The organism is Paraburkholderia sp. FW306-02-B (genome assembly GCF_058782725.1).
This window is the reverse complement of record NZ_JBYSXZ010000001.1, coordinates 1,672,935-1,685,185: the sequence shown is the minus strand read 5'-3', so window position 1 is coordinate 1,685,185 and position 12,251 is coordinate 1,672,935. Positions and strand designations below refer to the sequence as shown.

11 protein-coding genes are annotated in these 12,251 nt (G+C 62.3%); 9 read left to right on the top strand and 2 right to left on the bottom strand.

Annotated elements, in window-relative coordinates; genetic code table 11:
- Positions 1–2 precede the first annotated feature (2 nt).
- Positions 3–692, bottom strand: coding sequence for a hydrolase (locus tag AC3WOG_RS07450; RefSeq protein WP_429258632.1), 690 nt, complete (start codon positions 690–692; stop codon positions 3–5).
- A gap of 305 nt (positions 693–997) precedes the next feature.
- Between AC3WOG_RS07450 and AC3WOG_RS07445 the strand changes: the two genes are divergently transcribed.
- Positions 998–1,516: a Dps family protein gene (locus AC3WOG_RS07445; protein WP_492577377.1), complete on the top strand. Its 519-nt coding sequence runs from the start codon at positions 998–1,000 to the stop codon at positions 1,514–1,516.
- 46 nt (positions 1,517–1,562) lie between these two features.
- On the opposite strand, the gene AC3WOG_RS07440 is transcribed toward AC3WOG_RS07445, so the two are convergent.
- Positions 1,563–2,495, bottom strand: a complete 933-nt coding sequence (locus AC3WOG_RS07440) for a LysR family transcriptional regulator (protein ID WP_492577376.1) — start codon at positions 2,493–2,495, stop codon at positions 1,563–1,565.
- Positions 2,496–2,613: 118 nt separating this feature from the next.
- Between AC3WOG_RS07440 and AC3WOG_RS07435 the strand changes: the two genes are divergently transcribed.
- The 8 genes from AC3WOG_RS07435 (at position 2,614) to AC3WOG_RS07400 (ending at position 12,244) form a co-directional block, all read left to right on the top strand.
- A complete protein-coding gene (locus AC3WOG_RS07435) occupies positions 2,614–3,267 on the top strand; it encodes a DsbA family oxidoreductase (RefSeq protein ID WP_492577375.1) in 654 nt (217 codons plus the stop codon).
- A complete protein-coding gene (locus AC3WOG_RS07430; protein WP_492577374.1) occupies positions 3,264–4,412 on the top strand; it encodes an FAD binding domain-containing protein in 1,149 nt (382 codons plus the stop codon). The genes AC3WOG_RS07435 and AC3WOG_RS07430 overlap by 4 nt, the downstream gene beginning before the upstream one ends.
- Positions 4,413–4,474: 62 nt before the next feature.
- Positions 4,475–5,689: an MFS transporter gene (locus AC3WOG_RS07425; protein WP_492577373.1), complete on the top strand. Its 1,215-nt coding sequence runs from the start codon at positions 4,475–4,477 to the stop codon at positions 5,687–5,689.
- A gap of 151 nt (positions 5,690–5,840) precedes the next feature.
- Entirely contained in the window at positions 5,841–6,950 is a 1,110-nt protein-coding gene (locus AC3WOG_RS07420; protein WP_492577372.1) for an alkene reductase, read from the top strand.
- 74 nt (positions 6,951–7,024) lie between these two features.
- Positions 7,025–8,314, top strand: coding sequence for a c-type cytochrome (locus tag AC3WOG_RS07415; protein WP_492577371.1), 1,290 nt, complete (start codon positions 7,025–7,027; stop codon positions 8,312–8,314).
- Positions 8,311–8,823, top strand: coding sequence for a (2Fe-2S)-binding protein (locus AC3WOG_RS07410; protein WP_492577370.1), 513 nt, complete (start codon positions 8,311–8,313; stop codon positions 8,821–8,823). Before AC3WOG_RS07415 ends, AC3WOG_RS07410 begins: the two co-directional genes overlap by 4 nt.
- Positions 8,820–11,084: a xanthine dehydrogenase family protein molybdopterin-binding subunit gene (locus AC3WOG_RS07405; protein WP_492577369.1), complete on the top strand. Its 2,265-nt coding sequence runs from the start codon at positions 8,820–8,822 to the stop codon at positions 11,082–11,084. The genes AC3WOG_RS07410 and AC3WOG_RS07405 overlap by 4 nt, the downstream gene beginning before the upstream one ends.
- 26 nt (positions 11,085–11,110) lie before the next feature.
- Positions 11,111–12,244, top strand: a complete 1,134-nt coding sequence (locus AC3WOG_RS07400) for an FAD binding domain-containing protein (protein ID WP_492577368.1) — start codon at positions 11,111–11,113, stop codon at positions 12,242–12,244.
- Positions 12,245–12,251: the final 7 nt, after the last annotated feature.

Genomic DNA, 12,251 nt, shown 5'->3' with positions numbered 1-12,251 from the left:
GTTTACTTCTTTGCAGGCACCGGTGCCAGAACTTCGTGTGTCCCCGCCGCGCGCTGGGGAGCCTTGTGCACCATGGTGTAGGCATAGTCCACGCCCATTCCGTACGCCCCGGAATGCTCTTTGGCAATCGCCATGACTTCGTTGTAAGTCTCTTTGTGTGCCCAATCGCGCTGCCATTCGAGCAGCACCTGTTGCCAGGTCATCGGAACCACGCCGGCCTGAATCATTCGCTGCATTGCATAGTCATGCGCGTCCTTCGAGGTGCCACCCGACGCGTCGGCGACCATATAGATTTCGTAGTCACCTTCGGCCATGGCGCATAGCGCGAACGTGTTGTTGCAAACCTCGGTCCACAGACCTGACACCACCACCTTTTTTCGGCCGTTTGCAGCAAGCGAGTCACGAACCTTCTGGTCGTCCCACGAATTCATGGACGAGCGTTCGAGCACCTTGTGCTCCGGAAATACGTCCAGCAATTCGGGGTACGTATAGCCCGAAAAACTTTCGGATTCCACTGTCGTAATAGTGGTGGGAATGTTAAACACTCGCGCTGCCTTCGCGAGGCCTACCACGTTGTTCTTGAGCACCTGACGGTCGATTGACTGGACCCCAAAAGCCATTTGCGGCTGTTGGTCGATGAAGATGATCTGCGAGTTTGCAGGCGTAAGGACTTCAAGTTTCGGATTTGCCATGGCTTTGTACTTCCTAAAGGTTTGGTGAACATGGGAGGACAGGCCGCACTCGCTTGAAGTGCGAGAAAAACTGAAGCCCAGTCTAGCCACGGCCCCTCGCCGAGTCCTTGGCAAAGTCCTTAATAGTTCTTAAATAAAACTTGCGGGAAGAGATCCGCGACTGATCGCGAGGCGGGCATCTCTATTCCCGGTTCAGAACATTTCATGTTTTCCGCAGGACTTTACGTATCACGCATTCCTACAATGCAAGCTGCCGGATTCATGAACTCGCACGTTGTATCTATCGACACGTCAAAGGACTCGCCATGAATGAAGCATTTACCGCCGCAGCCCATCGCGCGGCTCCACTTAAAACACCGACACGCCTGACCGAGGAGGCAACCCGCGACATTGCCGCCGCTTTGACGACCTTGCTTGCCGACGTGTTCGCGGTGTATCTGAAGACGAAGAACTTCCACTGGCATATGTCGGGGCCGTACTTCCGCGACTACCACCTGCTGCTCGACGAGCAGTCCAACCAGATCTTCGCGACGACGGACCCGATGGCGGAACGCGCACGCAAGGTCGGCGGCAAAACGCTGCACTCCACCGGGCAGATCACGAAGCTGCAGCGGATTCTCGACAACGACGCCGATTTCGTGACGCCCAGCGACATGCTGGCCGAATTGCGCGAGGACAATCTGGCGCTCGCCGGCTACATGCGCGAGACGCATTCGCTGTGCGGCGAGTACAACGATGTCGCAACGGCAAGTCTGCTCGAAAACTGGATTGACGAAGCAGAACAGCGCGTGTGGTTCCTGTTCGAATCGGGACGTCACGCATAACGCTGCGTGATGCGAAGACGCTTGCAAGACGTAAGCACGCCGTGGCTCAAGCTTCCAGCGAAGTGTGGACCCGCGATTCGAGAAACTGAACGAGCGCGCGCACTTTGCTGGAGTGGCGGCGATTGGGCAGATACGCTGCATAGACGATTGCGTCGCCGTTATGGGGACTCGCCTCGAAGTTCTGAAACAGGCGCATCAGGCGTCCCGCGCGAATTTCGGCGGCAACCAGCCATTCAGGCAGCAACGCAATGCCACGCCCCGCCAGCACGGCGTCAAGCAGGATGTCGAGACTGTTCGACAGCAGATGGCCGCGCACTTCAACGCGAACCTCGGCTCGCTCCTCAACGGTTTCGCGGCGGAAGGTCCAGACCTGGCGTGTTCGATAGGCGCCGCCGTATGCCACGCGAAAGCACTCGTGTGCATCGAGTGCCTGCGGCGTTTCCGGCATGCCGCTGCGTTCAAGGTAGTCGTGGCTGGCAACGACATAGCGCCGATTGTCCGCCAGCTTTCTGACGATCAGGTTGGCGTCGCGGTCAGGCAGGCCGATCCGTATCGCAACGTCGATTCTGTCGAGCGCGAGATCGGCGTAATGATCGGCCACGACGACATCGAGAAACACGCGCGGATAGTCGGCAAGGAATGCTGCAAGGTGCGGAGCGAGCCGCAATCGGCTGTAGGTGGAGGGGACCGTGATGCGAAGCGCGCCGACGGGCGAAGCGCCGCTGTCGAATACGCTCTCGTCCGCTTCGGCCAGATCGTCCAGCACCTTGCCGACCTGCTCGACGTACGCAATGCCGGCGTCCGTGAGACTGACCTTTCTCGGTGTGCGGGTCAGAAGCGCGGTACCCAGCGTGGCCTCCAGCGAATCCATCAGGCGCGTGACCGACGAGGTGGCCACGCCCAGACGTCGGGCAGCCTTTGAAAAGCCACCGGCGTCGGCCACTTCCAGCAACGTATTCAGGGCGAGGAGCTTGTCCATGAACGGCCTTAACGATGGTTTGGTTGCGCCATACGCAACGTTGGGTTGCATTTTAGACCCATTCAGCAAACTTCTCGCAACGATTAAGCTGCTTGCGTTACCTAGTGAGAGGTGCGACATGCAAGCCATTCAGGTCGAGGTCAATTACGACTTCATTTGTCCGTGGTGCTGGATCGGCCAACGGAATCTCGCCGCGGCGCTCATCGATTCCGGCGTCGGCGCGGCCGTTTCGATCCGCTATGTGCCGTTCGAGTTGAATCCGTCGATGCCGGTCGAAGGCATGGACCGGCGCAGCTATCGAACCCGCAAATTCGGCAGCTGGGCGCGTTCGCAAAGCATGGACGCGCAGGTCGCGGCCGCGGGTCTGACGGCGGGCGCACAGTTCAACTACAACCAGGTACTGCGCACGCCGAACACGCGTCTCGCACACCGCTTGATGCAGTTCGCTCAGGACAGTCACGAAGCGCAGAAAACCACCGCGCTTTATCACGGCATCTACGCTGCTTATTTCTCAGAAGGTCGCGACATCGGTTCGTTCGACACGCTGGTCGCCATCGCCACCGAACAGGCTTTCGACGCGGACCAGGCTCGCGCGTACCTGCAGTCCGCTTCCGGCAATCGGGAAATCGACGCGGCGCGCAATCAGGCAGACAAACTCGGCGTTCAGGCAGTGCCCACCATCGTGATTGCGGGCGAACTCATCAGCGGTGCACAACCGCCTGCCGTCTTTGCCAACGCACTGCGTTCGGCGGTGCAGCGGAGCGCAGCATGAAATCGCTCCAGAAACCTCGCGCCATTGTGATCGGCGGTTCGCTCGGCGGACTGTTCTCGTCCACCACATTGCGGGCGGCTGGTTGGGATGTAGACGTGTTCGAGACGTCGGCAAACCAACTCGACAGCCGCGGCGGCGGCATCGTGCTCCAGCCGGATGTCCTGGATGCGCTCCACTTCGCCGGTGTGGTATTGCCCGATCCTCCGGGCGTGGCGTCGGGCGAGCGTATCTATCTGGACCGCGAAGACAATCGCGTGGAGCAACTGTTCATGCCGCAAATGCAGACCTCATGGAGCCTGCTGTACCGGGCCATGAGAGATGCGTTGCCTGGGCAATCCCTCCATACGGGCGAGACGTTTGCCGACTTCCGGATGGAGGGCGAGCAGATCGTTGCCCAGTTCGAAAGCGGGCGCAGTGAACAGGCCGATCTGCTGATCGGTGCCGACGGCATACGCTCAACACTTAGACGGCGCCTGCTGCCCGAGATCGTTCCGACTTACGCAGGCTATGTGGCATGGCGCGGACTCGTTGCAGAGCCCGATCTGCCGCTGCGCGCAGCGGATACGCTGCGCGACCGCTTTACGTTTCAGCAGGGCCGCGACCACTCGGCCCTCGCCTATCTGATTCCAGGTGAGGACGACTCGACCGTGGTCGGCGAGCGTCGTTGGAACTGGGTGTGGTACCGCAAATACAGCCGCGAAGAACTCGACAGACTTCTGGTCGACCGTCGCGGCGCTGCGCGCCCATTCTCGTTGCCGCCGGGCACGACCAAGAACGCCGACATCGAGCAGCTTCGCGATGACGCGAAGGCGCTGCTTGCGCCGACGTTTCGCGCGCTCGTCGATGCGACGGAAGAACCGTTTATGCAACCGATCGTCGATCTGCGCGCGCCGCAGATGGTGTTCGGCCGGGTCGTGCTAATCGGCGACGCCGCCTCGGTCCCGCGGCCGCACACGGCCGGCAGCACCGCGAAGGCCGCAGCCAATGCACATGCGCTCGCGCTTGCCTTGGCGGCAACGTGGCAGGCCGGGGCGACCATCGATTCGGTACTCAAGCGTTGGGAAAACCAGCAGTTGCAACGCGGCAGGCTGATGACGGATCTAGGCATATCGCTCGGCGACCGGGCAATGAACATCGCTCGCTGAGCTCGCATCTGAGCTTACGTACAAGTCCACGTTTATCTATTTCCTGATTTCACGGAGTTTCCATGTCAACCCAAGCATCCCCCACTGCGGGCAGCGCAAGCCCGGTCAAGCTGACACGCGGCCTGATCGCGCTGTTCGCGTTCTGCTGCGGCGCGATCGTCGCGAATCTCTACTATGCGCAACCGATCACCGAACTGATCGCACCCGACATCCACATGTCAAGCAGCATGGCCAGCCTGATCGTTTCGTTGACGCAGATCGGCTACGCATTCGGGCTGTTCTTTCTCGTGCCGCTGGGCGATCTACTGGAGAACCGCAAGCTGATGATCACCACCGCGCTGGTGTCGATCGCAAGTCTTGGCGCCGCAGCCTTCACTCATCAGCCGGGCTGGTTCCTCGCGATCTCGCTGCTGGTCGGCTTCAGCTCCGTCGCCGTGCAGATTCTGATTCCGCTCGCGGCTCACCTCGCGCCGGACGAGACGCGCGGCAAGGTCGTCGGCACCATCATGAGCGGGCTGTTGCTCGGCATTCTGTTGGCCCGGCCAATTTCCAGTATGATCGCCGGGCACTTCGGCTGGCGCGCGGTGTTCGGTTCCGCGACCGTCGTGATGGCGATCGTCACCAGCGTGCTCGCGCTGACCATTCCGCGCCGCCAGCCGGACCACAAGGCCACCTACTTCCAGTTGATCGGCTCGCTCGGCCATCTGGTCCGCACCATGCCGGTTCTGCGTCACCGGTCGTTGTATCAGGCGCTGATGTTCGCTTCGTTCAGCCTGTTCTGGACCGCAATCCCCGTCGAGTTAACCCGGCAGTTCGGGCTCTCGCAAACCGCCATCGGCATCTTCGCGCTGGTCGGCGCGATCGGCGCGACCTCCGCACCGGTTGCGGGGCGTCTGGCCGACGCAGGGCACACCGTGCGCGCGACGTTGATCGCGCTCGTCGTTGGCGCGCTTGCCTACACACCGGCCTTGATCCATCCGGCGTGGGGCGTAGTGGGACTCGTCGCGACCGGAATCGTCCTCGATTTCGCCGTGCAGATGAACATGGTACTGGGACAACGCGAAATCTATGCGTTGCATGCCGCGAGCCGAAACCGTCTGAACGCGCTGTATATGACCAGCATCTTTGTAGGCGGCGCATTCGGCTCGGCGCTGGCCAGCCCGCTCTATGAGCACGGTGGCTGGCCGCTGGTCGCCGGCGTCGCCACCGCCTTCCCGCTCGTGGCGCTCGTTCACTATCTGGCGATCGGCCGTCCGCACGCCGCTCGCCAGGCCTAACGCAATAGGTTTATTCAGGAAGCCGGACAAACACTCTCCGGTTTCACAAAAATTCAGCGTGGCTTCAGGAATTCTTGTGCCGTCATCGATACGCTGCTCTGTACTGTCACGCATCTGAACGACGCTCGATCGTTCGCAAAAAGGAACAACCATGTCACCTCTTCTCAGCGCTCACGACCTGCATGAGCTGCGCTTACCGAATCGCGTCGTGATGGCCCCGATGACACGCTCGCGTGCACCGCTGCGCGGCCGCCCGACGGACATGATGGCGCAGTACTATGCGCAGCGCGCGTCCGCGGGGCTGATCATCACCGAGGCGACCAATGTCAGTTCGGCGTCGGCAGCCTTCGAGCTCACGCCGGGCATCATCACGGCCGAGCAGATCGCCGGCTGGCGCGACATCACGGGCCGGGTGCACGACGCCGGCGGCCGTATCTTCATGCAACTGTGGCACGGCGGACGAGTTGCCTCGTTCGCGTTGCTCGGCGGCGAGGCGCCGTTGTCGCCCTCGGGCCTGAACGACGATCTCGAGCAATTGCAGGTGTGGGCGCAGTTGCAAAACGGCCAGTACACCAAGATCCACGCCACGCCTTCGCGCGCTATGTCGACCGACGAAGTGAAGCTCGCCATAACGGAGTTCAAGCAAGGCGCGGCCAACGCGATCGAAGCCGGCTTCGACGGTGTCGAAGTGCATGCGGCAAACGGCTATCTGCCGCATCAATTCCTCTCTTCGACCACCAACAGGCGGGATGACCGATACGGCGGCTCGTTGGCGAACCGTGCCAACTTCCTTCGCGACACGCTCACAGAGATCGGCTCAGTGGTCCCCCTCGATCGCGTCGGCGTCCGCATTTCGCCGTATGCGCACTACAACAACGTGCGCGACGCGGATCCGGACGGCACCTATGACTACGTCGGCAAGATGCTCAGCGAATTCGGCGTCGCCTACCTTCACGCGGCTGACACGAATGGCTGGAGCGGCGCACCGGATTTGCCGCGCATCATTGAGCGCTTGCGCAAGGTTTTCTCGGGGACCTTGATTCTCAACGGCGGCATTTCCATCGATCAGGCAGACGCATTGATCCGTGACGGCGAAGCCGATCTGGTCGCGTTTGCGCGCGCGTATATCGCCAATCCCGATCTGGTCGAGCGCATTGCTACCCATGCACCGCTCGCAACACCGAAGCCGGTCGGCTGGTACGGCGGCGACCACTCCGGTTATATCGACTACCCGTTCCATAGCAGCAGCGCTCAGGCATGACGGAGGCATCCCGTTGGCCGCGCACACAGCGCGGTGTGCAGACTCGATTCAAGACTTCTGTGACAGGTGGGTGAATGACTCGAAAGGCCAAATTGCTGGCGGTAGGAGGCGTAGTCATCCTGGCCGCGCTGATCGTCGCCACGCTGCTGATGTGGAAACCCGCCATTGCCCCCACACAACCTCCGCCGGCTTCGTCGTTCGATGCGCAGACGAAGCTCGCCGGCGCGAGAGTCGTGGCGCTGGGCGACTGCATCGTCTGTCATACCGCCAAGGGTGGCAAGCCGTTCGCCGGCGGCTTGCCGCTTGCAACGCCGTTTGGGACGATCTACGCGACCAACATCACGCCCGACGTCGAGACGGGCATCGGTGGCTGGTCGCTGGAAGCGTTCACGCGAGCGGTGCGTCACGGCGTCTCCCGCGATGGTCACCTGCTCTATCCTGCGTTTCCTTATATTCACTTCACGCGCATGTCCGATGGCGACATCTCGGCGGCCTACGCGTATCTGATGACACGTGAGCCGGTCAACGCGAGCGCGCCCGCGAACGAACTGATCTTCCCGCTGAACTTCCGTCCCTTGCTAGTCTTCTGGAACGTGTTGTTCCTTCACCCCGGCGAGCAGGCCGCGGATGCCTCGAAAGATGCCGAGTGGAATCGCGGAAAGCTGCTGGTCGACGGCCTCGGACACTGCGCTTCATGCCATTCGCCGCTCAATGCGATTGGTGGTGAAAAAACGGGACATGCATTCGACGGCGGCATCGTCGACGGCTGGGAAGCCCCCCCACTGAACGCACTTGGCTCGGCGCCAAAACCGTGGACTAAGGAACAGCTCGTCATGTATTTACGCAGCGGTCGTGCAAGCGAACACGGTGCCGCGGCCGCTCCCATGCTGCCCGTCACTCGCGACCTCGCCACCGTGCCTGAGGAGGACGTGAACGCGATTGCTGCGTACATCCTGTCGATACAGAAAGCGCAGCCGGCCGTCGCGAATGCGTCTGCCGAAGTTGCAGCACATGGCGAACCATCGCCTGCGGCGCAACGCGGCGCATTCCTGTTCGCCGCGTCGTGCGCGCAATGCCACGGCCCCGCCGCACCGATGCAATCGATTGGCGAGCGCCCCACGCTCGCGTTCAGCACCGCCGTCAATGCCCCGACGCCACGTAACACCGCTCAGATGATCCTTAGCGGTAACGGCTGGCATGGCGAGGACAGCATGAACTACATGCCGGCCTTCAGCGAGGTCTATAACGATCAGCAAATCGCCGATCTGGCGTCCTACATCCGCACAACCTATTCGCAGCGCGACCCGTGGAACGATGTCGAAGCCACCGTGGCAAAAGTCAGAGAGGAGAACAAGGCGCGATGATCAACCTTACCGTCAATGGCGTGCAGCACGCGCTGGATATCGATCCGTCGACGCCACTGCTCTATGCGCTGCGCAATGATTTGCACCTGCACGGCGCGAAGTTCGGCTGCGGGCTCGGACAATGTGGCGCATGCACGGTGATCGTGGGCGATCAGGCGGTCTTTTCCTGCCTGATTCCCGTGTCGTCGATCGGCAGCCGCTCCGTTCGCACGATCGAAAGTCTCGGCACGGCCGACCGTCCCGGTCCGCTGCAAAAGTCGTTCATCGAGCATCAAGCCGCGCAGTGCGGTTATTGCATCGCCGGCATGATCATGCGCGCGCAGGCGCTGCTCGACCGCAATCCGCAGCCGACCGAGCGCGAACTGCGCGAGCATATGGAGCCGAACCTGTGCCGTTGCGGAACCCATATGCGTATCCTCGCCGCGATCCGCGAAGTCGCGCACCCGCCCGCGCCAGGCGCTGCGCCCTCCCCGCCTCACGGCGCGGCGAGCCACGGAGGCACGCAATGAGCGTCAAAGAAGACGATATCAACGAAGGACGCCGCCGCTTCATGATGTCCGGCGCGCTCATGGTGAGCTTCAGTCTGTTCCCCGGCGTCAAGGCCATGGCGCAAGAAGTGATCGCGGACGAAGGCGCCGCCGTGCACGTGGCCAACGCGACCGAGACGCTCGCGGGCAGCCTGAAGACCAACCCCTTTCTCGACGCGTGGATCAAGATCGACGCAGCGGGCAAAGTCACCGTCTACACCGGCAAGGTCGAACTCGGCACCGGCGTGCGCACCGCGCTGCTGCAGATCGCGGCAGAAGAGCTCGACATGGCGCCGTCACTGATTACGTTTCTGACCGCCGACACGGGCACCTCACCGGACGAAGGACTCACGGCGGGAAGTCACACCATCGCCGACAGCGGCAGCGCGTTGTTGAACGCCGCAGCCCAGGTGCGGGGGCTGCTGGTCGACGCAGCGGCCAAACGCTTCGGCGTCAGCAGCAGCGTGCTGAAAGTCCACAACGCGATCATCACGGCGCCAGATGGCCGGACGATGACGTATGGCGAAGCGGTCGGCGCCGCCGATCTGCATCGCATGGCTTCGCCTGAGTCGCCGTTGAAGGACCCGGCAACGTTCGCGATGATCGGCACGTCATTGCCGCGGCTGGACATCCCCGGCAAGGTGACCGGCGGCCCGAGCTACGTTCAGGACATGTCGATGCCGGACATGCTGCATGCGCGTGTGGTACTGCCGCCGGTTTACGGCGCAGAACTGACGCATACCAACACACCCGATATTCTGAAGATGCCGGGTGTGGTCAACGTCATCAGAAACGGCAGCATGCTCGCGGTGGTCGCCAAAGGTGAATGGCAGGCCGTGCTGGCACAACGTGCACTGGCAGCGGGAAGCCAGTGGAGCGCCGGGCGCGCCCTGCCCGACCCAGCCACTGTGCACCGCGATCTGAAACAGATCGCCACCGAACACATCGAGATCGCGAACACCCACGGCGCGGCCGGAACGGCTGCGAAAACGCTGAGCGCAAAGTACACCAAGCGCTATATGTTGCACGGTTCGATCGGCCCTTCCTGCTCGGTCGCACAATTCAAGGACGGCAACATGACCGTCTGGACTCACTCTCAAGGCATCTATCCGCTGCGCGATGGCCTTGCGGAAATGCTGTCGCTGCCCAAGGAGAACGTACGCTGCATTCACGTAGAAGGATCGGGATGCTACGGCCACAACGGCGCGGACGACGTAGCCGCACACGCCGCGTTGATCGCCCGCGAAATGGCCGGCCGGCCGGTTCGTGTGCAATGGATGCGCGAACAGGAGCACACGTGGGACCACTTCACGCCCGCCATGGTCACCGAAGTGAGTGCTTCGCTCGACGCGAGCGGAAGCATCGTAGGCTGGAACTATGCGCTGTGGAGCAGTTCGCATAACGAGCGGATCGTGAATGCGGGCCGGCTCGTTCCGGCGACCATGCTGGAGAAACCGTTCGTATCGGCGCCGTCGGTGCCGATGGTGCAGCCCGAGGGCGGCGGCGACCGCAACGCGATTCCGCTGTACACGTTCCCGAACCTGCATGTGATGAACAACTTCTCGCCGACCATGCCGTTGCATACGTCGGCGATGCGCTCACTCGGCGCGCACATGAACGTCTTCACGATCGAGACGTTCATGGATGAGTTGAGCGCCGCGGCCGGCGCCGATCCGGTCGCGTTCCGGCTCAAGCATATGCAGGACCCGCGCGCACGCGAGGTCATTCAGCTCGCCGCTGCAAAATTCGGCTGGCGGCGCGCGCCGCGGAAACCGAACCACGGCGTCGGCTTCGCCTTCGGTAAATACAAGAACCTGATGGCTTATGTGGCCATGGCCGTCGAGATTTCCGTCGTGCCTGAGACGGGTCAGGTAATTCTCGAACGCGCCGAGGTCGCGGTAGACGCCGGGCAGATCGTCAACCCCGACGGTATCCGGAATCAGATCGAGGGTGGCGTGATTCAATCGGCCAGTTGGACGCTTTACGAAGAGTTGAAGTTCGATACCGAGAGAATCAGAAGCTTCGACTGGAGCAGTTACCCGATCCTGCGCTTCTCCGCCGTTCCGCGCAGTTTGAACGTCCATCTCATCAATCGTCCTGGTGCGGCGTTTCTCGGGGCTGCCGAAGCGTCGATGGGACCGACCGCCGGCGCGCTCGGCAACGCACTCTTCGATGCAACCGGAAAGCGTCTGCGCGACATGCCTTTGGGCGGTGACAGCTTGCGCCGGCAAATAGACGTATAGAGGATCGACATGGCGTCGCTAACTGCATGAAAATTGCAATCGCGGGCGGTTCAATCGCAGGGCTCGCATGCGCTTTGACGCTGACATGCACGGGTCACGACGTGCATGTCTACGAGCGCTCCACAGGGCCGCTGCGGGGCCGCGGGGGCGGAGTCGTGGTGCTGCGGCAGATGCTGCGGTTTCTCGAACAGCACGGCCATCGAACCCGCGTGATGCTTGCGGTGCCGACGCACCGACGGCGTTGGATCGATATCGACGGCAATGTGACACGCGACGATCCCGAGCTGCTGCCGTTTTCATCGTGGGACGCCGTCTACCGGTCGCTGTGCAGCATGCTGCCACTCGGCGCGCTTCACTACGGGCGCAACGTAACGAGTGTTGCCGAAGACGCGGACGGCGTCGAAATCCGCTTCGACGACGGCGCGGCGCCGGTTCGCGCAGACATGCTGATCGCCGCCGACGGCACCGGCTCGCGGCTTCGTTCCATGCTGTTTCCCGGTAACGCTTCGTCGTACGCAGGTTACATTGCGTGGCGCGGGGTGGTGAGCGAAAACGCTTTCAACCGCGGCGATGTCGTGGATCTGATCGAGAACATGACGCTCTACCGTTCAGATGCCGAACTGTTCATGACGTTTCTGATACCCGCGCTGAACGGCTCGCTCGAGTCCGGCATGCGCCGGTTCAATTGGCTCTGGTACAGAAACGAACCGGACGAGTCATCGATCGGCGCGTTCCTGACCGGACGCGACGGTCACCGGCACCACGCATCAGTCTCGCCAGGCGAGCTGTCAGAGCAGTCGCTTGCGTATCTGCATCGGGCGGCGCTCGATGGGCTGCCGCGCACGTGGTCGCAACTGGTGGCCGCGACGGACGCGCCATTCCTGCAAGCCATCTCCGACGCCCTGAGCCCCTCGTTCGCCAAAGGGCGCATCGCGCTGGTGGGCGACGCCGCGTGCACGCTGCGGCCTCACACGGGCTCGGGCACCTCGAAATCCGCCGACGACGCCGTGAGCATCGCCGAAGCGCTCGCTATGCCTCAAACGGACCTCGTGCAGCTCCTCCACGATTGGGCCACCGCGCGGCGGAGCGCTGTCGAGCCCCTGCTTCAGCAGGGTCCGCGGCTTGCCCAATCGTTCGGGCTCGGCTATCCGTCACAGTGATCGCTTT